Consider the following 25836-nt stretch of genomic DNA (forward strand, 5'->3'; position numbering starts at 1 on the left):
TATGTTAAGGGTCTACCACTCAAATCGTCTGGATGTGCTGGAAGCACTGATGGAGTTTATCGTTGAGCGCGAGCGGCTTGACGATCCTTTTGAGCCTGAAATGGTGCTGGTGCAGAGCACCGGTATGGCGCAGTGGCTGCAAATGTCGCTTTCCCGCAAATTTGGTATTGCCGCGAATATTGATTTCCCGCTGCCTGCGAGCTTCATCTGGGAGATGTTTGTCCGCGTGTTGCCGGATATCCCGGAGCAGAGCGCCTTCAACAAGCAGGCCATGAGCTGGAAGCTGATGGCGCTGCTGCCGGAAATGCTGCAGCACGATGAATTTGCCATGCTGCGCCACTACCTCAATGACGATACCGACAAGCGCAAGCTGTTCCAGCTGGCGTCGCGCACTGCCGATCTCTACGACCAATACCTTGTTTACCGCTCCGACTGGTTAATTCGTTGGGAAGCGGGCGAGTTGGTTGAAGGCCTGCCGGAGGCGCAAATATGGCAGGCCCCGCTGTGGAAAGCGCTTGTGGAGCATACCGAGAGACTGGGGCAGCCTAAGTGGCACCGTGCCAATCTCTACGATCGGTTTATCTCGATACTTGAAAATGCGTCGGAACGCCCGGCCCGACTGCCGTCACGCGTTTTTATCTGCGGGATATCCGCATTACCCCCTGTCTATCTGAAGGCGCTGAATGCGCTGGGTAAACATATTGATATTCATATTTTGTTTACCAACCCTTGCCGACAGTATTGGGGGGATATTCTCGACGAACGCTGGCTTGCACGGCTGGTAACTCGCCAACGAAAACGCCTTTTTGAAGAACGATCCATCCCGCTGTTTAAAGACGGCTCGACGGCCGGGCAGCTTTTCGATGAAGATGGTATCCAGAACCTGCCCAATCCGCTGCTTGCCTCGTGGGGGAAGCTGGGGCGTGACTACATTCACATGCTTTCAGACATCACTTCCTCAGGTGAAGGTGATGTGGATGCCTTTGTTGAGATCGCCCCGGACTGCCTGCTGCATAATATTCAGTTAGATATTCTGGATCTGGAAAACCGCGCCGTCATGGGCGTGACGGCGAACGAGTTCGAACGCAGCGACAATAAGCGAAAACTGGATCCTGACGATCGCAGCGTCACGATCCACGTTTGCCACAGCCCGCAGCGTGAGGTCGAAGTGCTTCACGACCAGCTGCTGGCGATGCTGCAGGAGGATCCCGATCTGACGCCACGTGATATCGTGGTGATGGTGGCGGATATCGACACCTACAGTCCCTTTATTCAGGCCGTCTTTGGCAGCGCGACGGGGGAACGGTACCTGCCTTACGCGATTTCTGACCGTCGTGCCCGCCAGTCGCATCCGGTATTGCAGGCGTTTATCACTCTGCTGTCACTGCCGGATAGCCGGTTTATCTCCGAAGATGTCCTGGCGTTGCTGGATGTTCCCGTGCTGGCCGCACGCTTCAACATTAATGAAGAGGGTCTGCGCTACCTTCGTCAGTGGGTGAATGAGTCTGGCGTGCGCTGGGGGATCGATGACGATAACGTTCAGGAGTTCGAGCTTCCCGCAACCGGACAGCACACCTGGCGATTTGGCCTGACGCGTATGCTGTTGGGCTATGCCATGGAAAGCAGCCAGGGTGAGTGGAATGAGGTGCTGCCTTACGATGAGTCCAGCGGGTTAATTGCTGAACTGGTGGGGCATTTAGCATCGCTATTAATGCAGCTTAACCGCTGGCGATATGCGCTGTTGCAGCCGCGTCCACTTGAAGAATGGCTCCCGGTCTGCAGGGCGTTACTCAATGATTTCTTCCTGCCGGACAATGACACCGAAGCGGCGATGGCGCTCATTGAAACCCAGTGGCAGGCTATCATCGACGAAGGCGTGAATTCCCACTACCACGAGGCCATCCCGTTGTCGCTGTTGCGTGATGAGCTGACGCAGCGGCTTGACCAGGAGCGAATCAGCCAGCGTTTCCTGGCGGGGCCTGTCAATATCTGCACCCTGATGCCCATGCGTTCTATCCCGTTCAGGGTGGTCTGCCTGCTTGGCATGAACGACGGTGTGTATCCGCGCGCGCTGCCGCCGCTGGGGTTCGACTTAATGAGCGCAAACCCAAAACGGGGCGATCGTAGCCGCCGCGATGATGACCGCTACCTCTTCCTTGAAGCGCTCATTTCTGCTCAGAGCAAGCTCTATATCAGCTATATCGGCCGTTCTATTCAGGACAACAGCGAGCGTTTCCCCTCCGTACTGGTGCAGGAGCTGGTGGACTATATCGGCCAGAGCCACTACCTGCCGGGAGATGAAGAGCGCAACTGTGATGAAAGCGAGCAGAGGGTGAAAGCCCATATCACCTGTTTCCACAGCCGCATGCCGTTTGACCCGGTGAACTATATTGCCGGCGAGCGCCAGAGCTATGCCCATGAGTGGTTACCGGCGGCGAAAAAAGAGGGGAATGCGCATACTGATTTCATTCAGGAACTTGACCCGCGCCCCATCGACACCCTGACCTTCGAGCAGCTTCAGCGGTTTTGGGCACATCCGGTGCGCGCCTTCTTCCAGCAGCGACTGCAGGTCAACTTCCGCTCTGAAGAGAGTGAAATTCCTGATGCAGAACCGTTTACGCTGGAAGGTCTGGAGCGCTACCAGTTAAACCTGCAGCTGCTGAATGCGCTGGTTGAAGAGGAAGATGCGGACAAACTTTACCGTCGCTACCGTGCTGCGGGTCAGCTGCCCTACGGAGCGTTTGGGGAGATCGTCTGGGAGGCGCAGTGCCAGGAGATGACCGCTCTGGCAGAGCGCGTAAGAGCGTGCCGACAGCCGGGGAAAAGTATTGAAATTGATCTCAACTGCAACGGGGTACAGCTCACGGGCTGGTTAACCCAGGTACAGCCGGATGGGCTGCTGCGCTGGCGGCCCTCAATGCTAAGCGTTTCGCAAGGATTGCAACTCTGGCTGGAACATCTTGTCTACAGTGCGGGTGGGCAGAAAGGCGAAAGCCGCATTTTCGTGCGCAAAGAGGGCGAATGGCGCTTCCCGCCGATGGAAGCCGAGCAGGCGTTAGGGTATCTCTCTTTGTACATTGAAGGCTACCGTCAGGGAATGAACAAACCGCTCCTGTTACTACCGGAAAGTGGCGGCGCCTGGATAAAAGCCTGTTATGACGCGCAGAATGATGCGATGTTAACGGATGAGGCTTCGCTCCAGAAAGCGCGCAGTAAGTTTATGCAGGCCTATGAAGGAAACATGATGGTGCGGGGTGAAGGTGAGGATGTCTGGTATCAGCGTTTGTGGCGAGCGCTCGAGCCAGAGTACTTTGAGGCGATCACGGAAGAGGCGCAGCGCTACCTGTTGCCGTTGTTTAGATTTAATCAGTCCTGAGTGCTGTATAAAAATTGCGCAGATAAAGGTGTTCATTTATGATGCACTTCTTATCACGGACTGATGTACCCAAAGAAAGAGATGTTGGCGTGTCCAGCACGCAGTTTGTTAATGATGTAGCCGTGATAAAGAGGTCGTAATGCCAGGCAGCACCTTGTTTAAAGCGTTTGTTTTGTTTATTGCCCTTTGGGCGCCCGTCACTCACGCAGACTCCGGTTGGCAACCCGTTCAGGAAACTATCCGTAAGAGCGAAAAAGATACCCGTCAATATCAGGCTATTCGCCTTGATAACGGGATGACCGTGCTGCTGGTTTCCGACCCGCAGGCGGTGAAATCCCTGTCGGCATTAGTGGTGCCGGTTGGGTCGCTGGAAGATCCTGACGCTCATCCTGGGCTTGCACACTATCTGGAACATATGACGCTGATGGGGTCAAAAAAATACCCGCAGCCAGATAGCCTGTCCGAATTTTTGAAGATGCATGGCGGCAGCCACAATGCCAGTACGGCACCGTACCGCACGGCCTTTTATCTCGAAGTCGAAAATGATGCGCTGGAAGGGGCGGTCGATCGCCTTGCCGATTCCATCGCCGCGCCGTTGCTGGATAAAAAATACGCCGATCGTGAACGTAATGCGGTGAATGCCGAGCTGACCATGGCCCGCACGCGAGACGGTATGCGCATGGCGCAGGTCAGCGCCGAAACCATCAACCCCGCGCACCCGGGTTCGCGCTTCTCAGGTGGTAACGTGGAAACCTTGAGCGACAAACCGAACAGCCCGGTGCTGGATGCCCTGCACGCGTTTCGCGATAAATACTACTCCGCCAACCTGATGAAAGCGGTCATCTACAGCAATAAACCGTTGCCGGAGCTGGCAGCCATGGCGGCCAAAACCTTTGGCCGGGTGCCGAATAAAAATATCGACCTGCCGCAAATCACCGTTCCGGTGGTCACTGACGCGCAAAAAGGCATCGTGATCCACTACGTTCCTGCCATGCCGCGCAAAGTGCTGCGCGTGGAATTCCGCATTGATAACAACACGGCACAGTTCCGCAGTAAAACCGATGAGCTGGTCACCTATCTGATTGGTAACCGTAGCCCGGGTACGCTGTCTGACTGGCTGCAAAAGCAGGGGCTGGCGGAAGGCATTCGCGCCGACTCCGATCCGGTTGTGAACGGCAATAGCGGCGTGCTGGCGATCTCAGCGACCCTGACTGACAAAGGACAGGCCAACCGTGATGAAGTCGTAGCGGCTATCTTTAGCTACCTCTCCTTACTGCGTGAGAAAGGCGTCGATAAGCGCTATTTTGATGAACTCGCGCACGTGCTGGATCTCGATTTCCGCTACCCGTCCATCACCCGCGACATGGATTATGTGGAGTGGCTGGCGGACACCATGATCCGCGTGCCGGTGGAACATACCCTCGACGCGGTGAATATTGCCGACCGGTATGATGCCGGGGCGTTAAAAGACCGCCTGGCGATGATGACGCCGGAGAATGCCCGCATCTGGTACATCAGCCCGAACGAACCGCATAACAAGACGGCGTACTTTGTCGATGCCCCTTATCAGGTGGATAAAATCAGCGCCCAGACCTTCGCCGACTGGCAGAAGAAGGCCGGTGAGATTGCGTTGAAGCTGCCGGAGCTGAACCCCTATATTCCGGATGACTTCTCGCTGATCAAAACGACGAAAGATTACCCGCATCCGGAACTCATCATTGATGAGCCAACGCTGCGCGTCGTGTACACCCCAAGCCGGTATTTTGCCAGCGAGCCAAAGGCCGATGTTAGCGTGGTGCTGCGTAACCCGAAAGCCATGAACAGCGCCAAAAATCAGGTGATGTTCGCGCTCAATGACTATCTCGCCGGTATCGCGCTCGATCAGCTCAGCAACCAGGCCGCCGTGGGCGGGATCAGCTTCTCCACCAACGCCAATAACGGTTTGATGCTTAATGCAAACGGCTATACCCAGCGCTTGCCTCAGCTGTTCCAGGCCCTGCTGGAGGGCTACTTCAGCTACACGCCGACGGAAGAGCAGCTTGAGCAGGCTAAATCCTGGTATGCCCAGATGATGGATTCTGCCGAGAAGGGCAAGGCTTACGATCTGGCGCTTATGCCGGCGCAAATGCTGTCGCAGGTTCCTTATTTCCAGCGTGAGGATCGCCGCGCGCTGCTGCCTTCCATCTCCTTAAAAGACGTGCTGGCGTACCGCGATGCGCTGAAAACCAACACGCGTCCGGAGTTCCTGATCGTTGGCAACATGAGTGAGGATCAGGCCAAAACCCTGGCGCAGAATGTTCGCACTCAGCTCGGCTCTAAAGGCGACGAGTGGTGCCGCAACCAGGACGTGCTGGTTGAGAAAAAGCAGAATGTGATCTTTGAAAAAGCGGGTAACAGCACGGATTCCGCGCTGGCCGCGGTCTTTGTGCCAACGGGCTACGATGAATTTGCCAGTTCAGCGCAGAGCGCCGTGCTGGGACAGATTATTCAGCCGTGGTTCTATAACCAGTTACGCACAGAGGAGCAGCTTGGCTACGCGGTGTTTGCCTTCTCCATGAACGTCGGTCGTCAGTGGGGGCTGGGCTTCCTGCTGCAAAGCAGCGATAAACAACCGGCGTATCTCTGGCAGCGTTACCAGGCCTTCTTCCCGCAGGTGGAAGCAAAACTGCGTGCCATGAAGCCGGAAGAGTTTGCCCAGATCCAGCAGGCCGTCATCGCGCAGGTGATGCAGCCGCCGCAGACGCTGGGTGAAGAAGCCTCGCAGCTGAGCAAAGATTTCGATCGCGGTAATCTGAAATTTGATTCGCGTGATAAAGTAGTGGCCGAGATAAAACAGCTGACGCCGCAGAAGGTTGCCGACTTCTTCCATCAGGCGGTCATTAAGCCGCAGGGAATCACCATCCTGTCCCAGGTTTCCGGTAGCCAGAACGGGAAAACGGAATACGTGAACCCGAAAGGCTGGAAAGTCTGGAAGAGCGTCAGCGCGCTGCAGCAATCTATGCCCTGGAGTAAGAAAGTATGACCGATACCGCTGAGTCCCTTGATCCCTTACGTTTACCTCTGCAGGGTGAACGATTGATTGAAGCCTCAGCGGGAACGGGAAAAACCTTCACCATTGCCGCCCTCTATCTGCGCCTGCTGTTAGGGCTTGGCGGCAACGCCGCTTTTCCGCGCCCTTTGAGCGTGGAAGAGCTGCTGGTGGTCACCTTCACCGAGGCCGCTACGGCGGAGCTGCGGGGCCGTATTCGTACCAATATCCACGAGCTGCGCATTGCCTGTCTGCGTCAGAGCACGGATAACCCCCTCTACGCGAGCCTTCTGGAAGAGATTGCCGATAAGCAGCAGGCAGCCCAGTGGCTGCTGCTCGCTGAACGGCAGATGGACGAAGCGTCCGTCTTTACCATTCACGGTTTTTGCCAGCGCATGCTGAGCCTGAATGCCTTCGAGTCCGGTATGCTGTTCGAACAGCAGCTCATTGAAGATGAGTCCGTGCTTCGCTATCAGGCCTGCGCGGATTTCTGGCGTCGCCACTGCTACCCCTTACAGCGCGATATTGCCGAAGCGGTACACGCGCTCTGGAAAGGCCCGGAAGCGCTGCTGCGCGCGATCGATCGTTATCTGCAGGGGGAAGCGCCGGTCATCAAATCCCCGCCACAGGCAGATGAAACCCTGGCCACGCGGCATGAAAAAATCATCGCGAAAATTGCAGACATCAAGCAAAAGTGGATGGAGTCAGTCGGCGAGATTGACGCCATTATCGAAAATTCCGGCATCGATCGTCGCAAGTTCAACCGTGGCAATCAGGGAAAATGGATCGACAAGGTCAGCGCCTGGGCGCAGGAAGAGACGCGGGGCTACCAGCTCCCGGACGCGCTGGAGAAATTCTCCCAACGTTTCCTGGCTGAGCGGACCAAAGCCGACGGCATTGTGCCTGAGCATCCCCTGTTTGTGGCGATTGAAACCCTGCTGGCGGAGCCCCTTACGCTCAACGATCTGATGATCGCTCGCGCCATGACCGAAATTCGTGAGGCCGTGGCACGCGAAAAGCGCCGCCGTGGCGAGCTGGGGTTCGACGATATGCTGAGCCGCCTGGATGCGGCGCTGTGCAGTGAAAATGGCGAAGCGCTTGCCGCCGCGATTCGCACCCGCTTCCCGGTGGCGATGATAGACGAATTCCAGGACACCGACCCTCAGCAGTACCGCATTTTCCGCCGTATCTGGCGCCAGCAGCCCGACACCGCGCTGCTGTTAATCGGCGATCCGAAACAGGCCATCTACGCCTTCCGCGGTGCGGATATTTTCACCTATATGAAAGCCCGCAGCGAGGTTGATGCGCACTACACGCTCGATACCAACTGGCGCTCCTCTCCCGGCATGGTGGAAAGCGTCAACGCGCTGTTTAGCCGCATGGAAACGGCGTTTATGTTCCGGGAGATCCCGTTTCAGCCGGTAAAATTTGCCCCGAAAAACGCCTCGTTGCGCTTCGAGTTTAACGGCGTGACGCAGCCTGCCATGAACTTCTGGCTGCTGGATGGGGAAGGCTGCGGCGTTGCCGACTATCAAAATGCCATGGCCCAGCACTGTGCTGCGCAAATCCGTGACTGGCTCAGTGCGGGAGCGCGAGGCGAGGCGCTGCTGTGGAAGGGGGATAACCCCACCCCGGTAAAGGCATCGGATATTACGGTGCTGGTGCGCAGCCGTCAGGAGGCCGCATTAATCCGCGACGCCCTGACGTTACTGAATATCCCCTCCGTCTACCTCTCGAACCGCGACAGCGTCTTTGAAACGCTGGAGGCGCAGGAGATGTTATGGCTGCTGCAGGCCGTGCTGGCCCCGGAGCGGGAAAGTACATTGCGCAGCGCATTAGCCAGCGCGATGCTCGGACTGAACGCGCGCGATATTGATGCGCTCAACAATGACGAAGCCGCGTGGGATGCGGTGGTGGAAGAGTTTGTCCACTACCGGGAAAGATGGCAGAAGCGCGGGGTGATGGCGATGGTGCGCGAGCTCATGGCTCAGCGCCACATTGCCGAGAATATGCTGGCTACCGCAGGCGGCGAGCGGCGTTTGACCGATATTTTACACATCAGCGAACTCTTGCAGGAAGCGGGTACGCAGCTGGAGAGCGAGCATGCCCTGGTGCGCTGGCTGGCGCAGCAGATTGCCGATCCGAACAGCAATTCCTCGAGCCAGCAGATGCGCCTCGAGAGTGATAAACATCTGGTGCAGATCGTCACCATCCACAAGTCGAAAGGCCTGGAATATCCGCTGGTCTGGCTGCCGTTTATCGCCAATTACCGCGTGCAGGATCAGGCTTTTTACCACGATCGCGAGTCTTTTGAGGCGGTGCTCGATCTCAGCAACGCGGAGTCCAGCGTTGAGCTGGCAGAGGCCGAACGTCTGGCGGAAGATTTGCGCCTGCTCTACGTGGCGCTGACGCGCTCGGTATGGCACTGCAGCCTGGGCGTTGCGCCTCTGTTCCGTCGCCGTGGCGAAAAGAGCGGAGAGAGCGATTTTCATCTGAGCGCGCTGGGGCGGCTTATTCAGCAGGGTGAACCCAAAGACGCGGCGGGCCTGCGCCAGTGCATCGAATCGCTTTGTACTGAGCATGTTGCCCTGCATATTCCATCGCTGCCCGACAACAGCCGCTGGCACATGCCGGAGCCGCACGAGTCAGATCTCCATGCCCGTCAGGTGGTACGTACGATTGCCGACGACTGGCGCGTTACCAGCTACTCTGGCTTACAGCAGCACGGGCAGAGTATTGCGCAGGATCTGATGCCAAAACTGGACGTGGATGCCGCAGGCGCCGGTAGCGTACCCGCTGAGCCGGTGCTGACGCCGCACCAGTTCCCGCGCGGCGCCTCGCCGGGCACGTTTTTACACAGCCTGTTTGAAGAGCTGGATTTTACCCAGCCGGTTTCCGAAGAGTGGGTGCTGAAGATGCTACAGAGCGGTGGTTACGACGCGCAATGGCAGCCGGTTCTTACTGAATGGATCCGCGCGGTTCTGCACGCCCCGCTCACGGCCCAGGGGATCTCGCTTAGCCAGTTGACCGCCAAAGATAAGCAGGTGGAGATGGAGTTTTATCTTCCCATCGCCAGCCCGCTCAGGGCCGAGGTGCTTGATGCGTTGATCCGCGAGTACGATCCGCTGTCCGCCGGGTGCCCGCCGCTGAACTTCCGCCAGGTGCAGGGGATGCTAAAAGGCTTTATCGACCTTGTTTTCCGCCACGACGGGCGCTACTACCTGCTGGATTACAAATCGAACTGGCTGGGCGAAGACAGCACAGCCTATACCCAACAGGCGATGGCGTCGGCTATGCAACTGCATCGCTACGATCTGCAGTACCAGCTTTATACCCTGGCGCTGCACCGTTACCTGCGCCATCGTATTGCCGATTACCGTTACGAGGCGCATTTTGGCGGCGTGATTTACCTGTTCCTGCGCGGCGTGGATGCCAACGACCCGCGTTCCGGCGTCTTTAGCACGCGTCCGGCTGTGGAACTGATTGAAAAAATGGATAACCTGTTTGCCGCAGGCACGGAGGAGATGGCATGACGATGCAGGCGCTACTGCTGGACGCGGTTGAACAACGATTACTGCGCCACCTGGACGTGCAGTTTGCCATGATGGTGGCAGGCGAGGAGCCAGCCGTCATGCTTGCCGCCGCGATTCTGAGCAAAGACGCGGGGGAAGGGCACGTATGTCTGCCGCTGTCGCGTCTGGCGGTGGATGAGAAAATGCCTCCGGCTTTACAGGCGTGTTTCGCGCTGCTGGGTGACGCACTGGACTGGCAGGCGATACTACGCGGTTCGCCTGCCGTGAGCGGAGCCGATACCGGGACGCCAATGATTCTGGTCGGCGAGCGTTTGTATCTTAACCGGCTGTGGCGTAACGAACTGACGGTGGCGCGCTTCTTCAGCGAGACCAACGCCCCGCTTCCCTGCGATGAAACGCAGCTTCGGCAAACGCTGGATGCGCTGTTTTCCTCTGACGAGGCGACAGACTGGCAGAAAGTGGCGGCAGCCGTGGCCTTAACGCGTCGGATCTCGGTGATTTCAGGCGGACCGGGCACCGGGAAAACGACCACCGTGGCAAAACTGCTTGCCGCGCTGATTCAGCTCTCGGGTGAGCAAAAGTGCCGTATTCGCCTGGCGGCCCCCACCGGTAAAGCGGCGGCGCGTCTGACGGAATCGTTAGGCGGCGCGCTGCAAAAGCTGCCGCTTACCGGGGAGCAGCTTGCGCTTTTCCCCAACGAAGCCAGCACGCTGCACCGTTTGCTTGGCGCTCAGCCAGGTCGCCAGCGTCTGCGCTACCATGCCGGTAATCCGCTGCATCTTGACGTGCTGGTGGTGGATGAAGCGTCGATGATTGACCTGACGATGATGTCGCGGTTGATTGATGCGCTACCGCCGCACGCGCGCGTCATTTTTCTCGGCGATCGTGACCAGCTTGCCTCCGTGGAGGCGGGGGCCGTACTGGGCGATATTTGCACCTATGCCAGCCTGGGGTATACCGCTGAACGCGCCCAGGAGCTCGCCCGTCTTACCGGATGTACGCTCACCTCTGAAAGCCACTCGCTTGCGGGCGCGCTGCGCGACAGCCTGTGTCTGCTGCAGAAAAGCTACCGTTTCGGCAGCGATTCCGGCATCGGCCAGCTTGCGGCGGCCGTAAACCGGGGAGACAGGCACGCCACCTCCGCGGTGTTTGCCGGAACCTTTACGGATATTGAGAAAAAATCGCTGGAAAGCGGGGAGGCGTATCAGGCGATGCTGGATGATGCCCTGCAGGGGTATCAGCACTTTCTGACGGACGTACAACAGCAGCGTTCACCGGAGCAGGTCATTGCTGCATTTGGTGAATATCAGCTGCTCTGTGCGCTGAGGGAAGGTCCCTTTGGTGTCCGGGGCCTGAACGACAGGCTGGAACAGCTGCTGGTGCAAAAGCGTAAAATAAACCGCACCCCACACTCGCGCTGGTATGAAGGGCGACCGGTGATGATTTCCCGCAACGACAGCGCGCTGGGGTTGTTTAACGGGGATATCGGGATTGCGCTCGACTGCGGCCAGGGGCTGCGCGTCTGGTTCCAGATGCCGGACGGGAGCGTGAAGTCTTTCCAGCCCAGCCGTTTGCCCGAGCATGAAACCGCCTGGGCGATGACGGTGCATAAATCCCAGGGCTCTGAGTTTAACCACGCGGCGCTGGTCCTGCCTACGCAGCTTTCCCCCGTCATTACCCGCGAGCTGATCTATACCGCCATTACGCGCGCGCGTCAGCGCCTGTCGCTGTATACCGATGAACGCGTGCTGGTGCAGGCGATTGCCACCCGCACGGAACGCCGAAGCGGGCTGGGCGCGATATTTGAGTCCCTCTGAACGAACGCCCTCGCCGCACGGTGAGGGCGTCGTATCATCCCAGGTCCGCCATCAGCACTTTTGAACGGCGCTGATAGTTGTACATCTCTTTCTTCGTTTCCGGCAGAGAATCGATATCCACCGGCGTGAACCCGCGCTCCTGGAACCAGTGAATGCTGCGCGTCGTCAGGACGAACAGCTTGCTCAGCCCCATCTGGCGCGCCTGTGCCGCCACGCGCTCAAGCAGCATTTCACCGCGTGAAGAGCTGCGGTAATCAGGATGCACCGCCACGCAGGCCATTTCACCGATCTTCTCTTCCGGGAACGGATAAAGCGCGGCGCAGGCAATCGTCAGGTTATCGCGCTGAATAATGGTGAATTTGTCTATCTCCATTTCCAGCTGCTCGCGTGAACGACGCACCAGAATACCCTGCTGTTCCAGCGGGCGGATCAGCTCCAGAATACCGCCGATGTCGTTAATGGTGGCGCGGCGGATCTGCTCCGCGCTCTCCATGACAATCTGCGTACCAATACCGTCGCGGGAGAACAGCTCCTGCAGCAGGGCACCGTCTTCCTGATAGCTGATCAGGTGGCTACGACGCACGCCGCTGCGGCAGGCCTTCACGGCGCCACGCAGGAAGCGGACGGTGCCGGAGTGGTAATCGCCTTCGGCTTCCAGCGCCTCCACGCGGGCCTGGGCTTCATTCGGAAAGAGTTCCGGCACGATCGTTCCTTCATCATTCACGACGCCCTGCGAGGAGCAGAACCCAATCATTTTTTTCGCCTTCAGCTTGATCGCCAGCTGCGTGGCGATCTCTTCTGAAGTGAGGTTGAAGCTTTCGCCGGTCACCGAAACGGCGACCGGGCCCATCAGCACGATGGCACCGCTGTCCAGCTGGCGGTGAATGGCTTCTTCATCAATACGACGAATGCGGCCGCTGTGGCAGTAATCCACGCCATCGTCCACGCCGAGCGGCTGGGCAATGATGAAGTTGCCGCTCACGACGTTGATATGCGCGCCCTGCAGCGGCGTGTTGTTCAGGCTCATGGACAGGCGAGCGGTGATATCCAGCTGCAGCAGACCTGCCGCCTGCTTCACCAGCTCAAGGGTTTTGGCATCCGTGACGCGGGTATGCTTGTGGTAAATCGGCTCGTGGTGGTGAGCGGCCAGGTTAGCGTCGATCTGCGGGCGCGCGCCATAGACCACCACCAGGCGGATCCCCAGGCTGTGCAGCAGGCCAATGTCATTGACGATGCTGGAAAAATTTTCATGCTCAATGGCTTCGCCGCCAAGCATGATGACAAACGTTTTTCCCCGATGGGCGTTGATATAGGGAACAGAATGGCGGAATCCCTGGACCAGTTCGGTTCTACGTTCCTTCACCATGGCACAACCCTTAATGAATGTTTATTCGTAATTTCTGTATTTTTATTCGATTGTGGCCGCGTGTGCAAGCGCAAATTTTCCGCGACCTACAGAAAATGATAAGTAATCCGTGCGTTAGCGTATGATTGTTTACCCTTTTATAGATGACAGTTTATGCGTCATTCGTTAAAGTTTTCGGTCAATCTGGACATTTTGTATATCAGTCAGTGTTCTTGCTCGGGAGAAGCATGTCGGGATCCAATTCAGCAATAAGCCGCCGCCGTTTGTTAAAAGGGGCCGGGGCAATGTGGTTGCTTAGCGTCAGTCAGGTCGGTCTTGCCGCCACCAGTCAGGTCGTGGCGGTGCGCGTCTGGCCATCGTCGACCTATACGCGCGTGACGGTCGAATCCAATCGCGTGCTGAAATATAAGCAATTTGCCCTCAGCAACCCGGAACGTGTGGTGGTGGATCTCGAAGGCGTTAACCTCAACTCCGTGCTGAAAGGGATGGCGGCGCAGATCCGCAGCGACGATCCGTTTATTAAATCGGCGCGCGTCGGGCAGTTCGATCCGCAAACCGTGCGCATGGTGTTTGAACTGAAGCAGAACGTGAAGCCGCAGCTGTTTGCCCTGGCGCCTGTCGCGACGTTCAAAGAGCGCCTGGTGATGGATCTCTATCCGGCCAATGCGACGGATATTCAGGATCCGCTTCTTGCCCTGCTGGAAGATTACAACAAAGGCGATCTGCAGCGTCAGGTTCCGCCGGCGCAAAGCGGTCCGCAGCCGGGGAAAGCAGGGCGCGATCGTCCGATTGTGATCATGCTCGATCCAGGCCACGGCGGCGAAGACTCCGGTGCGGTGGGGAAATACCGCACGCGTGAAAAAGACGTGGTTCTGCAAATTGCCCGTCGTCTGAAGGCGCTGATTGATAAAGAAGGCAACATGCGCGCCTATATGACGCGTAATGAAGACGTCTTTATTCCGCTGAAGGTCAGGGTGGCGAAAGCACAGAAGCAGCGCGCAGATTTGTTCGTCTCGATCCATGCGGATGCGTTTACCAGCCGTCAGCCAAGCGGCTCGTCGGTGTTTGCGCTCTCAACCAAAGGCGCGACCAGTACCGCAGCAAGATACCTGGCGGATACCCAGAACGCCTCGGACCTGATCGGTGGCGTGAGCAAAAGCGGCGACCGCTACGTCGACCACACCATGTTCGATATGGTGCAGTCGCTGACCATTAACGACAGCCTGAAGTTTGGTAAAGCGGTGCTGGGCAAGCTGGGCAACATCAATAAGCTGCACAAGAACAGCGTTGAACAGGCCGGATTTGCGGTACTCAAGGCGCCGGATATCCCGTCCATCCTGGTTGAAACCGCGTTTATCAGTAACGTGGAAGAGGAGCGTAAGCTCAAGACGGCAAAATTCCAGCAGGAAGTGGCGGAGTCGATTCTGGCAGGGATTCGTGCGTATTTCTCTGACGGGGCGACGCTGGCGCGGCGCGGGTAGATCTTTTGGCCGGGTAAACGCCCGGCAAATTCACAAACGACAGATACAAAAAAACACCCTTAAGGGTGTTTATTGTTTTAGAAGTGTTGGTTGCGGGGGCCGGATTTGAACCGACGACCTTCGGGTTATGAGCCCGACGAGCTACCAGGCTGCTCCACCCCGCGTCCGTCTTTCTACTCTCGCAGAAACTTACTTCTTCAAATTTGATTGGTTGCGGGGGCCGGATTTGAACCGACGACCTTCGGGTTATGAGCCCGACGAGCTACCAGGCTGCTCCACCCCGCGTCCGTCTTTCTACAGTCGTAGAAGATACTTCATCAAATTTTAATTGGTTGCGGGGGCCGGATTTGAACCGACGACCTTCGGGTTATGAGCCCGACGAGCTACCAGGCTGCTCCACCCCGCGTCCGTGGATGCGCACTATACTCGGATAGACTTGTGATGCAACCCCTTTTTCACATTTATCATGATTTTGTATGCAAATTGAACGACATGGCGCTGTTTGGACTATTTTTTGCGCAAAATTTGCCAAAGGGCATGCGATCGCATTTCATTAGCCCTGGCGGTTTGTTATCTTCATCACGCGGAAATGGGCAACTTAAAGACGAGACAGAATGAAAGGACGTTGGGCGAAGTATCTGATGGCGGGCGCAATGGTAGCGATTCTTGCGGCCTGTTCTTCCAAACCGACCGATCGCGGTCAACAGTATAAAGACGGGAAGTTATCCCAGCCTTTCTCTTTAGTTAATCAGCCTGATGCGGTCGGCGCACCGATCAATGCCGGAGATTTCTCCGAGCAGGTCTACCAGATCCGCAACGCATCACCGCGTCTGTACAGCGCACAGAACAACGTTTATAGCGCGGTGCAGGACTGGCTGCGCGCGGGCGGCGATACGCGCAACATGCGCCAGTTTGGTATCGACGCCTGGCAGATGGAAGGGGCCGATAACTACGGCAACGTCCAGTTCACCGGCTATTACACCCCGGTTATTCAGGCGCGACACACGCGTCAGGGCGAGTTCCAGTACCCTATCTACCGTATGCCGCCAAAACGCGGCCGTCTGCCGTCGCGCGCTGAGATCTACGCCGGGGCGCTGAGTGAAAATTACGTTCTGGCCTACAGCAACTCCCTGATGGACAACTTCATCATGGACGTTCAGGGCAGCGGCTATATTGATTTTGGCGACGGCTCGCCGCTTAACTTCTTCAGCTATTCCGGTAAAAACGGCCACGCCTATCGCAGTATTGGCAAGGTGCTGATCGACCGCGGCGAAGTGAAGAAAGAAGACATGTCGATGCAGGCGATCCGCGAGTGGGGCGAAAAGCACAGCGAAGCCGAGGTGCGTGAGCTGCTGGAGCAGAACCCGTCGTTCGTCTTCTTTAAACCGCAAAACTTCGCGCCGGTGAAAGGGGCGAGCGCGGTACCGCTGATTGGCCGCGCGTCGGTGGCATCGGATCGTTCGATTATTCCTGCGGGCACCACGCTGCTGGCAGAGGTCCCGCTGCTGGACAACAACGGCAAATTCAACGGCCAGTATGAGCTGCGTCTGATGGTGGCGCTGGACGTTGGCGGCGCGATCAAAGGGCAGCACTTCGATATCTATCAGGGCATTGGCCCGGATGCAGGCCACCGCGCAGGCTGGTATAACCACTACGGACGCGTGTGGGTGCTTAAGGCGGCACCGGGTGCCGGAAACGTATTCAGCGGCTGATTGTGGTATTCTGAACGCAATACGGATTACTGTTCAGGGTGAGGAGAACCTCACCCTTTTTACATCTGAGGTGTTATGTCTGTGGTAATCAGCGATGCCTGGCGCCAGCGTTTTGGCGGCACGGCACGTCTCTATGGTGAAAAAGCCCTGCAGCTGTTTGCGGATGCGCACGTCTGCGTCGTGGGCATTGGTGGTGTGGGGTCGTGGGCCGCAGAAGCGCTGGCGAGAACCGGTATTGGCGCAATCACGCTGATTGATATGGATGACGTGTGCGTCACCAACACCAACCGTCAAATCCACGCCCTGCGTGATAGCGTCGGCCTGGCAAAATCTGAGGTCATGGCGGAACGTATCCGCCTGATTAACCCGGAATGTCGGGTCACGGTGATTGATGATTTTGTGACGGCAGATAACGTCGCTGAATACATGAGCAAAGGCTACAGCTATGTGATTGACGCCATCGACAGCGTGCGTCCAAAAGCGGCGCTGATCGCCTACTGTCGTCGTTACAAGGTTCCCCTGGTGACGACCGGCGGCGCGGGCGGGCAAATCGACCCTACGCAGATCCAGGTGGCCGATCTGGCGAAAACCATTCAGGATCCTCTTGCCGCCAAGCTGCGTGAACGCCTGAAAAGCGACTTTAACGTCGTGAAGAACAGCAAGGGCAAGCTGGGCGTAGACTGCGTGTTCTCGACCGAAGCGCTGGTCTACCCGCAGGCGGATGGCTCCGTGTGTTCGATGAAAAGCACGGCGGAAGGGCCAAAGAGAATGGATTGCGCCTCAGGTTTTGGCGCGGCCACCATGGTGACCGCTTCCTTCGGCTTTGTGGCGGTGTCTCACGCCCTGAAGAAGATGATGGCGAAGGCGGAACGTCAGGCCTGAGCCTGACGTGCGGCGTCCAGTACCGCGTCGTTGAGCGCGATCAACCCCTGACCGCGCGAGGCGCTGAGCTGCGCGCGCAGCCCCAGCTCATCAAATAACGCCAGCGGCGAATGCGCCAGCAGTTCCGCCGCGCTTTTCCCTTCCACTGCCGTCAACAATACGGCCAACAGGCCCCGGACGATGCGGCCTTCGCTGTCGCCGAAGAAGTGCAGCTTCTCGCCGGAAACGCTCACGCCCAGCCAGACGCGATTTTCACAGCCTGCAATCTCTTTCGCCTGCGCCTTGAGATCGTCAGAGAGGGTCGGTAACTGCTTACCGAGAAGAATCAGCTGGCGATATTTATCTTCCCACTGTGAAAGCGGGGCAAAGGTCTGTTTTAACGTCTCTTCAGTGATGACGGTGCCAAACGGATGTCCGGCTAAAGCAGCGTGAGTCATTAATCCACCAGTATTTCAAGCGCGCGGTCGACGGCGGCAACCAGCGCGTCAACATCGCTTTGTGTGTTATAGGGCGCGAACGAGGCGCGCAGCGTGCCGCTCACGCCGAGCGCCGCCAGCAGCGGCTGCGCGCAGTGCTGCCCGGCGCGCAGGGCGATGCCATACCCCGCCAGCAGCGTCACCATGTCGCTGTGATGCACGCCCGTAAAATCAAAGGCGAGCAGGCTTGAGTCCTGAACGCGGAACGAGCGGAAACCCGGGCGCTTTTTCAGTTCTTCCTCTGCCAGCGTCGCCAGTCCCCGGCTCCAGCTTTCAGCCTGCACAACGTCTGTTTCTGCCAGCCACTCCAGCGCCGCGCTTAGGCCAATCACACCCGCCACGTTCGGCGTACCGGCCTCCAGGCGATAGGGAACATCCTGCGTTTTGAAGCCATCGAACGACACTTCGGTGATCATTTTGCCGCCACCCAGCCACGGCGTCATTTTTGACAGCAGTTCTGGCTTGCCGTACAACACCCCAATACCGGTTGGCCCGTAGAGCTTATGTCCTGAGAAGGCATAGAAGTCGATATCCAGCGCCTGCACGTCGGCGGGGAAATGCACCACGCCCTGGGCGCCGTCAACCATCACCACCATCCCGTTGGCATGCGCGATGCGAATCGCCTGAGCCAGGTCCGGGCAACCACCGGTGACGTTAGACATCTGTCCGAGCGCCAGAATGCGGCTGCGAGGGGTAATCAACTCGGGGAGACGGGCCACATCGGGCAGAAGGTCTGCGCCCAGCGGAAGCTTCACCACGCGTGCACCCGTTTGTTCGGCCACCATCAGCCACGGCACCAGGTTGGCGTGATGTTCCGCCTCGCTGACGACGATCTCATCGCCCGGCTGAAGCAGCGGGCGCGCGTAGCACTGGGCCACCATATTGATGGCCTCGGTGGTGCCGCGCGTCCAGACGATATTTTTCCCGCTTTCGGCATTGATCAGGTGCGCCACGCGATCGCGTGCGGCTTCGTAGCGCGCGGTTAATCGCTGCGCCTCGGCAAACTGGCTGCGATGCACGTTCCCGGCGCTCAGGCTGTAAAACTGCTGCGTGGCGTCAATGACCGCCTGTGGCTTAAGGGCGGTGGCGGCACTGTCCAGATAAATACCGGCATCGGCCAGCGCCGGAAACTGTGCGCGGAACTGCGCAGGACTGAAAGCGTTCATGGGATTCCTCATTTCAATATCTCGATCGTCGCGCAATTTCCGCGGCAGGGCAAGGAGGTTGATATCTATCAGAATTGTCTGCTTATCCTCATGACCCCAAAAAAGCAGGTTATGCTAAATAGTGTTAGGCGGATGTTTTAGCCTGTTATAAATCGAGGTTTGAATAGCATTAATTGCTAAAGGAGAATAATCATGAATAAGACAGCTGCAATCATCTCTGCCTGTGCGTTTACTTTTGCCCTGAGCGCCTGTTCCGGTAACAACTACGTGATGCACACCAACGATGGTCGTTCCATCGTTTCGGAAGGGAAACCGACAACCGATAACGATACCGGGATGATTTCGTACAAAGATGCTAACGGGAACAAGCAGCAGATCAACCGCACGGACGTGAAAGAGATGAAAGAGATCGAGCATTAACCGATCGCAGGCGAAAAAAAAGCACCGCAAGTTGGCGGTGCTACATTAATCACTATGGACAGACAGGGTAAATGTACAGGAAGTGAAAAATTGGTAGCGTTGCTACCGTGGTCTGAATCGCAGACCAATTGCAAACACAACAACACAACATCACAACCGTAAGCCAAAAGCCCTTCAGAACACGCATTCCGAAAAAAGCTCTTCGTTCCGGCTCAGGAAGTGCCGCCACTATAGGTATTTGCTGGTAGTTCCTCAACGGACAAATTATAATGGCTCAGATAAAAAAAACTAATAGGTTAAACGTTGTTTCCTATTTGTTAAATTCCTTTAACATCTAAGCCATATAACCATGTCAAAGCGATTGCCCCCCCTCAACGCATTACGTGTTTTTGATGCAGCAGCACGTCACCTGAGCTTCACCCGCGCAGCCGATGAGCTTTTTGTGACACAGGCCGCAGTAAGTCACCAAATCAAGTCTCTGGAGGATTTTCTGGGCCTTAAGCTGTTTCGTCGACGCAACCGCTCGTTGCTGTTGACCGAAGAGGGGCAGAGCTATTTTCAGGATATTAAAGAGATTTTTTCGCAGCTTACTGAAGCCACGCGTAAGCTACAGGCCCGCAGTGCAAAAGGTGCTCTGACTGTTAGTTTATTGCCCAGTTTTGCCATTCAGTGGCTGGTGCCAAGACTCTCAAGCTTTAACTCAGCTTATCCGGGGATAGACGTTCGAATCCAGGCCGTGGATCGTCAGGAAGACAAGCTGGCCGATGACGTGGACGTCGCGATTTTTTATGGGCGCGGTAACTGGCCGGGCTTGCGTGTTGAGAAATTATACGCAGAATATCTCCTGCCGGTCTGTTCCCCTCTGCTGTTAACGGGCGACAAAGCGCTGAAGTCTCCCGCTGACCTGGCGCAGCATACGCTTTTGCATGATGCCTCTCGACGCGACTGGCAAACTTATACCCGTCAATTAGGTCTTACACATATAAACGTGCAGCAGGGACCCATCTTTAGCCACAGTGCGATGGTGTTACAGGCTGCCATTCACGGGCAGGGCGTGGCGTTGGCGAACAACGTCATGGCGCAGTCCGAAATAGAGGCAGGTCGCCTGGTCTGCCCTTTTAATGATGTACTGGTCAGCAAGAATGCGTTTTATCTGGTTTGTCATGACAGTCAGGCAGAACTGGGTAAAATAGCCGCCTTCCGGCAGTGGATACTGGCGAAAGCGGCAAGCGAGCAAGAAAAATTCCGCTTCAGGTATGAACAATAACGTTTGTGTGCCGGGCACGCATCAATTCAGGACTTAAACATGACCAGCCGATTCATGCTGATTTTTGCCGCGGTGAGTGGCTTTATTTTTGTTGCACTGGGCGCCTTTGGCGCACATGTCTTAAGCAAGTCGTTGGGCGCTGTAGAGATGGGCTGGATCCAGACCGGCCTTGAATATCAGGCGTTCCATACGCTGGCAATCTTTGGGCTGGCGGTGGCGATGCAGCGCCGTATCAGCATCTGGTTTTACTGGAGCAGCGTCTTTCTGGCGCTGGGTACGGTGCTTTTCAGCGGCAGCCTTTACTGTCTGGCACTTTCGCATTTACGCCTGTGGGCGTTTGTTACACCTGTCGGTGGCGTCAGCTTCCTGACGGGTTGGGTATTAATGTTTATCGGAGCTATCCGTCTGAAACGCAAGGGCGTTGTTCATGAATAAGGTTGTTTTATATTGTCGCCCGGGGTTTGAGAAAGAGTGCGCCGCGGAAATTACCGATAAAGCGGCGAAGCGCGAAATCTTCGGCTTTGCCCGCGTAAAAGAAAACGCGGGCTATGTGGTATTCGAATGCTATCAGCCTGAAGATGCGGATAAGCTGGCGCGCGAGCTGCCGTTCAGCTCGCTGATTTTTGCGCGCCAGATGTTTGTCGCGGGTGAGCTGCTCAAAGACCTTCCCCCGGAAGACCGCATCACCCCCATTGTCGGCATGCTGCAGGGCGTGGTGGAGAAGGGCGGCGATCTGCGCGTTGAAGTGGCGGATACCAACGAAAGTAAAGAGCTGATGAAGTTCTGCCGTAAGTTCACCGTTCCGCTGCGCGCGGCGCTGCGTGATGCGGGCGTGCTGACGAACTACGAAACGCCGAAGCGTCCGGTGGTGCATATCTTCTTTATTGCACCGGGCTGCTGCTATACGGGCTACTCGTACACTACCAACAACTCTCCTTTCTTTATGGGCATCCCGCGTTTGCGCTTCCCGGCCGATGCGCCAAGCCGTTCTACGCTGAAGCTGGAAGAGGCGTTCCACGTCTTTATCCCGGCGGATGAGTGGGATGAGCGTCTGGCAAACGGCATGTACGCTGTCGATCTCGGCGCGTGCCCGGGCGGCTGGACCTATCAGCTGGTGAAACGCAACATGTGGGTATCGTCCGTTGATAACGGCCCAATGGCGCAAAGCCTGATGGACACCGGACAGGTCACCTGGCTGCGTGAAGACGGTTTCCGCTATCGCCCGAACCGCAACAACATCTCATGGATGGTGTGCGACATGGTTGAGAAACCGGCGAAAGTGGCCGCGCTGATGGCCTCCTGGCTGGTGAACGGCTGGTGTCGCGAGACCATTTTCAACCTCAAGCTGCCGATGAAAAAGCGCTATGAGGAGGTGTCGCAGAACCTGGCCTACATTCAGGAGCAACTGGACGAGCACGGGATTAACGTGGAGATCCAGGCGCGTCAGCTGTATCACGACCGCGAAGAGGTGACGGTGCATATTCGTCGCTGGTGGGCGGCCGTAGGCGGGCGTCGCGACGAGCGATAGTACGTGCTTTGTTTTGCCCGGTGGCGCTGCGCTTACCGGGCCTACAAAACCCTGTAGTCGTTTTATCGTTCTAAGCGCAACTGCTGTAAATTCCCGTCCAGCTGTAAATCCGTCTGTAGCGTTGCGATTTCCCGGCAGATAAACGCCATCTCTTTATGCGCCTCCAGCTTCTTGCGCCATTTTTCGGGCACCTCGTCCAGACGGGCGTAAATGCCCTCCAGACTCTGAAAATCGGTTAGCAACTGCGCGGCGCTCTTCGGCCCAATACCGGCCACGCCCGGAACTTTAGAGCTGCTGATGCCTGCCAGACCCCAGTAATCCGGCAATTGCTCAGGCGATACGCCAAACTCGCTGGCGATGAACGGCGCGTCCAGCCAGCGTTTTTGAAAATAGTCGCGAATGCGAATAGTCGGTGAGAGCAGCTGGCAGTAGCCTTTATCCGTTGAAACGATCGTGGCCTGATGCCCGGCACTCGCCACCTTTACGGCCAGGGTGGCCGCGAGATCGTCGGCTTCATTTCCCTGTGCGCCCCAGCAGGGGACGCCCCGCTGTTCAAATGCGGCGCGCAGCATGGGTAATTCGGCGTGAAGATCGTCCGGCATCGGTGCGCGTCCGGCTTTGTAGTCGGGCAGACGCTGGTGCCGCCAGCCCGTGTTGCGGGCTTCGTCATCAAAAACCGCGACCGCATGGGTGGGTTCACTGTGGCGGATAAGCTGTTCCAGCGCGTGCAGGCAGGTGTCTTTACAAGGCGTCCCCTGTACCGCATGGATACGGCGAATCAGGTTAAGTGCATCGACGATAAGTAAATGAACGGCCACAGATAATCTCCCTTCTATCTAATGCGTGAAGGGTAACACTGTCAGCAGCGTGAAACTATGAATGGTGGGGAAAACAGGAAGAAGCCTCGCAAAACGAGGCTTCCTGAGAGGCTTAATCGCAGGTTACGATCTTCATCGCCAGGCCACCGCGAGAGGTTTCGCGGTATTTGGCGTTCATATCTTTACCGGTTTCGTACATGGTCTCGATAACCTTATCGAGACAGACGCGCGGTTCGCTGGTGCGGCGCAGCGCCATACGCGCCGCGTTCACCGCCTTCACGGAGGCAATCGCGTTACGCTCGATGCACGGAACCTGTACCTGTCCGGCAACCGGATCGCAGGTCAGCCCCAGGTTGTGTTCCATGCCGATTTCCGCAGCGATGCACACCTGCGCCGGGCTTGCGCCCAACAGCTCCGCCAGACCTGCCGCCGCCATGGAGCACGCCACGCCGACTTCACCCTGACAGCCCACTTCCGCACCGGAAATGGAGGCGTTCATCTTATACAGCGAACCAATCGCACTGGCCACCAGCAGGTAGCGTGCCAGCGAGTTCGCGTTCACTTCACGGATAAACTTGTCGTAGTACGCCAGTACGGCCGGAACGATGCCGCAGGCACCGTTGGTTGGCGCGGTGACCACACGGCCCCCTGCGGCGTTTTCTTCGTTTACCGCCAGGGCGAACATGTTGATCCAGTCCACCACGGCCATTGGGTCCGTAGTCGTTTTGTCAGTGCTCACCAGCATACGGCGCAGCGCTGCCGCACGACGCGGTACGCGAAGCTTGCCCGGCAGAACGCCTTCGGTGGTGATCCCGCGCTCAATACCGCCGCGCATCACTTCCCAGACGTTAGCGAAGTGCTGTTCCAGCTCCTCTTTGCTGTGCAGCGCCAGCTCGTTTTTCATCATCAGACCGGAGAGGGAAAGGCCCGTCTCCTGGCAGTGGCGCTGGAGGTCTGCCGCCGTTTTGTACGGATACGGCACCTCGACAGAAGAGGTACTGGTTTGACCAAAGTGGTCTTCGTCGACGATAAAACCGCCGCCGATAGAGTAGTAAGTCTGGCTGTATACCGCTTTGTCGCCGGCCAGCGCGGTAATGCGCATGCCGTTTTCGTGTAGCGACAGGTTGTCCGCATGGAAATTCATGCAGTGGTCAACCGGGAATTCAACCTCATGCTCGCCGTTCGCCAGCAGCAGGCGCCCGTGGGTGTTCACGTCCTGGATAAAGCCAGGGATCGCATCAATATCAACGGTATCCGGCAGGTTTCCCGCCAGGCCCATGATAATGGCGATATCGGTGTGGTGGCCTTTCCCGGTCAGGGAAAGTGAGCCATATACATCGACAACCACGCGGGTGATGTCGTGCAGGATGCCGCGTGCAATCAAGTCATCCGTGAACTGCTTACCGGCTTTCATCGGTCCGACGGTGTGAGAGCTGGAAGGACCAATACCGATTTTGAAGATATCGAATACGCTAATCATGATGCGTCCATTGCTTTCAGTCAGAGAGGAGGGTGTGCGCCGTCCGGGGACGGCGCGGGTGAGAATCAGAACATGGTGTACAGGGAGTAGAAGATCGCAGAGATAGCGATAAGCCCCATGATAACCACAAAGACGTTGCTGACATGACCGCTGTACTTACGCATAGCCGGGACTTTCTGAATCGCGTACATCGGCATCAGGAACAGAATCATCGCGATGACCGGGCCGCCCAGGGTTTCAATCATGCCCAGGATGCTTGGGTTCAGCGTCGCTACCGCCCAGGTGGTGAGCAGCATGAACAGTGCAGTGATTTTGTTCAGCTTGTTGATTTCAATGCTCTTGCCTTTACCGCGCAGAGATTTAATCACCATACCGTTGAAGCCTTCACGTGCGCCGAGGTAGTGGCCCAGGAAGGATTTGGTGATGGCGATCATCGCGATGATCGGTGCCATCCACGCAATCAGCGGTGCGTTAAAGTGGTTCGCCAGGTAAGACAGAATTGAGATGTTCTGCTCTTTCGCTGCCGCCAGGTCCGCCGGGGAGAGGCTCAGTACGCAGCTGAAGACGAAGAACATAACGGTCAGTACCATCATGATGTGAGCGCGTGCCAGGATACTGGAGCACTTCTTCTCTGCGCCATTACCGTACTCTTCACGTTTCGCCACGGCGAAAGAGGAGATGATTGGGGAGTGGTTGAAGGAGAAGACCATTACCGGGATCGCCAGCCACAGGGTCATCAGCAGGCCGTTACCGGTTGCAGACGCGCTGCTCAGGGACAGGGTTTCCAGCGCTGCGCCGTTCCACTGTGGGATCAGGTAGCAGGCCAGCAGCATCAGTGCGGCTACAAACGGGAACACCAGCACGCTCATCGCTTTCACAATCATCTGCTCACCGAAGCGCACGATGGTCATCATGCCGACAATCAGGATCAGAGACAGGATGGCACGCGGTGGCGGCGTCATGTGCAGCTGGTGCAGCATGAAGCTTTCAACGGTGTTGGTGATCGCCACGCTGTAAACCAGCAGGATAGGGTAAATCGCAAAGAAGTAGAGCAGGGTAATCAGTTTACCTGCGCCCACGCCGAAATGCTCTTCAACCACTTCAGTGATGTCTTCGCCCGGGTTTTTACCGGACAGCACGAAGCGGGTCAGACCGCGGTGTGCAAAGAAGGTCATCGGGAAAGCAATGATAGCCATAATGATCAGCGGAATCAGACCGCCGACGCCTGCGTTGATAGGAAGGAACAGTACACCAGCGCCGATTGCCGTGCCGTAAAGGCCAAGCATCCACATGGTATCCGTTTTGCGCCAACCACTTCGGGATTCAATCGAAGCAACGGTGCTGGTTTGAGTGGTTTCCATCTGTATCTCCTGGAGGAAGCAAATTGTCAGGTTTTTAGTCAAATCCGATGAAAAAGTGCCTGACGGTAATATGAAATTCGTTCAGTGACGGTTTTTTAATAATTTTCGCCCGTAACTATTGGCGG

17 protein-coding genes and 3 tRNA genes are annotated in these 25836 nt (G+C 57.0%); 11 read left to right on the forward strand and 9 right to left on the reverse strand.

Annotation, left to right across the window (positions count from 1 at the left end):
- Nucleotide 1 precedes the first annotated feature (1 nt).
- The 4 genes from recC (at nt 2) to recD (ending at nt 11754) form a co-directional block, all read left to right on the forward strand.
- The gene (gene recC, locus LLF79_RS15080; protein WP_227879785.1) at nt 2–3376 is read left to right on the forward strand and encodes an exodeoxyribonuclease V subunit gamma; all 3375 of its coding nucleotides are present in this window, start codon (nt 2–4) and stop codon (nt 3374–3376) included.
- Nucleotides 3377–3515: 139 nt separating this feature from the next.
- Entirely contained in the window at nt 3516–6398 is a 2883-nt protein-coding gene (gene ptrA / locus LLF79_RS15085; protein ID WP_227879787.1) for a pitrilysin, read from the forward strand.
- Complete coding sequence (recB, locus tag LLF79_RS15090) at nt 6395–9937, forward strand: exodeoxyribonuclease V subunit beta (RefSeq protein ID WP_063452707.1); 3543 nt, start codon at nt 6395–6397, stop codon at nt 9935–9937. Before ptrA ends, recB begins: the two co-directional genes overlap by 4 nt.
- The gene (recD, locus tag LLF79_RS15095; RefSeq protein ID WP_227879789.1) at nt 9934–11754 is read left to right on the forward strand and encodes an exodeoxyribonuclease V subunit alpha; all 1821 of its coding nucleotides are present in this window, start codon (nt 9934–9936) and stop codon (nt 11752–11754) included. Before recB ends, recD begins: the two co-directional genes overlap by 4 nt.
- Before the next feature lie 34 nt (nt 11755–11788).
- Here recD and argA read toward each other — a convergent pair whose 3' ends face one another.
- A complete protein-coding gene (gene argA / locus LLF79_RS15100; protein ID WP_227879791.1) occupies nt 11789–13120 on the reverse strand; it encodes an amino-acid N-acetyltransferase in 1332 nt (443 codons plus the stop codon).
- Nucleotides 13121–13347: 227 nt separating this feature from the next.
- On the opposite strand from argA, the gene amiC reads away from it, so the two are divergent.
- Nucleotides 13348–14601: an N-acetylmuramoyl-L-alanine amidase AmiC gene (gene amiC, locus LLF79_RS15105; protein WP_227879794.1), complete on the forward strand. Its 1254-nt coding sequence runs from the start codon at nt 13348–13350 to the stop codon at nt 14599–14601.
- 87 nt (nt 14602–14688) lie between these two features.
- Here the strand turns inward: amiC and LLF79_RS15110 are convergent.
- From LLF79_RS15110 to LLF79_RS15120, 3 genes are all read right to left on the reverse strand, one after another.
- Nucleotides 14689–14765 (reverse strand) — tRNA-Met (locus tag LLF79_RS15110).
- 44 nt (nt 14766–14809) lie between these two features.
- Nucleotides 14810–14886, reverse strand: a tRNA-Met gene (locus tag LLF79_RS15115).
- 44 nt (nt 14887–14930) lie between these two features.
- Nucleotides 14931–15007, reverse strand: a tRNA-Met gene (locus LLF79_RS15120).
- A gap of 208 nt (nt 15008–15215) precedes the next feature.
- Between LLF79_RS15120 and mltA the strand changes: the two genes are divergently transcribed.
- Both mltA and tcdA read left to right on the forward strand, forming a co-directional pair.
- Nucleotides 15216–16313, forward strand: coding sequence for a murein transglycosylase A (gene mltA, locus LLF79_RS15125; protein WP_021241890.1), 1098 nt, complete (start codon nt 15216–15218; stop codon nt 16311–16313).
- Nucleotides 16314–16388: 75 nt separating this feature from the next.
- Nucleotides 16389–17195 carry a tRNA cyclic N6-threonylcarbamoyladenosine(37) synthase TcdA gene (gene tcdA, locus LLF79_RS15130; protein WP_063452710.1) on the forward strand — a complete coding sequence of 269 codons (807 nt, stop codon included), beginning with the start codon at nt 16389–16391 and terminating at the stop codon, nt 17193–17195.
- Here the strand turns inward: tcdA and csdE are convergent.
- Together csdE and csdA are read right to left on the reverse strand one after the other, a co-directional pair.
- Nucleotides 17186–17632 (reverse strand): cysteine desulfurase sulfur acceptor subunit CsdE, encoded by a 447-nt coding sequence (gene csdE, locus LLF79_RS15135; protein WP_023344826.1) that lies wholly within the window; start codon nt 17630–17632, stop codon nt 17186–17188. The genes tcdA and csdE overlap by 10 nt on opposite strands.
- Entirely contained in the window at nt 17632–18837 is a 1206-nt protein-coding gene (csdA, locus tag LLF79_RS15140; RefSeq protein ID WP_227879795.1) for a cysteine desulfurase CsdA, read from the reverse strand. Before csdA ends, csdE begins: the two co-directional genes overlap by 1 nt.
- A gap of 192 nt (nt 18838–19029) precedes the next feature.
- Between csdA and LLF79_RS15145 the strand changes: the two genes are divergently transcribed.
- The 4 genes from LLF79_RS15145 to rlmM all read left to right on the forward strand — a co-directional run bounded on the left by LLF79_RS15145 (nt 19030) and on the right by rlmM (nt 22052).
- Nucleotides 19030–19257, forward strand: coding sequence for a YgdI/YgdR family lipoprotein (locus LLF79_RS15145; RefSeq protein WP_008499648.1), 228 nt, complete (start codon nt 19030–19032; stop codon nt 19255–19257).
- A 349-nt stretch (nt 19258–19606) separates the two neighbouring features.
- The gene (gene gcvA, locus LLF79_RS15150; RefSeq protein ID WP_008499647.1) at nt 19607–20524 is read left to right on the forward strand and encodes a glycine cleavage system transcriptional regulator GcvA; all 918 of its coding nucleotides are present in this window, start codon (nt 19607–19609) and stop codon (nt 20522–20524) included.
- Nucleotides 20525–20563: 39 nt separating this feature from the next.
- Nucleotides 20564–20959 carry a DUF423 domain-containing protein gene (locus LLF79_RS15155; RefSeq protein WP_227879796.1) on the forward strand — a complete coding sequence of 132 codons (396 nt, stop codon included), beginning with the start codon at nt 20564–20566 and terminating at the stop codon, nt 20957–20959.
- Complete coding sequence (rlmM, locus tag LLF79_RS15160; protein WP_021241891.1) at nt 20952–22052, forward strand: 23S rRNA (cytidine(2498)-2'-O)-methyltransferase RlmM; 1101 nt, start codon at nt 20952–20954, stop codon at nt 22050–22052. The genes LLF79_RS15155 and rlmM overlap by 8 nt, the downstream gene beginning before the upstream one ends.
- 62 nt (nt 22053–22114) lie before the next feature.
- Here the strand turns inward: rlmM and xni are convergent, their stop codons facing one another.
- From xni to LLF79_RS15175, 3 genes are all read right to left on the reverse strand, one after another.
- Entirely contained in the window at nt 22115–22870 is a 756-nt protein-coding gene (xni, locus tag LLF79_RS15165) for a flap endonuclease Xni (RefSeq protein WP_021241892.1), read from the reverse strand.
- A 112-nt stretch (nt 22871–22982) separates the two neighbouring features.
- Nucleotides 22983–24350, reverse strand: a complete 1368-nt coding sequence (gene sdaB / locus LLF79_RS15170; protein WP_023294463.1) for an L-serine ammonia-lyase II — start codon at nt 24348–24350, stop codon at nt 22983–22985.
- 65 nt (nt 24351–24415) lie between these two features.
- Complete coding sequence (locus LLF79_RS15175) at nt 24416–25711, reverse strand: HAAAP family serine/threonine permease (RefSeq protein WP_008499642.1); 1296 nt, start codon at nt 25709–25711, stop codon at nt 24416–24418.
- Nucleotides 25712–25836: the final 125 nt, after the last annotated feature.

This window comes from Enterobacter cloacae complex sp. 2021EL-01169 (assembly GCF_020733125.1).
GTDB lineage: Bacteria > Pseudomonadota > Gammaproteobacteria > Enterobacterales > Enterobacteriaceae > Enterobacter > Enterobacter roggenkampii.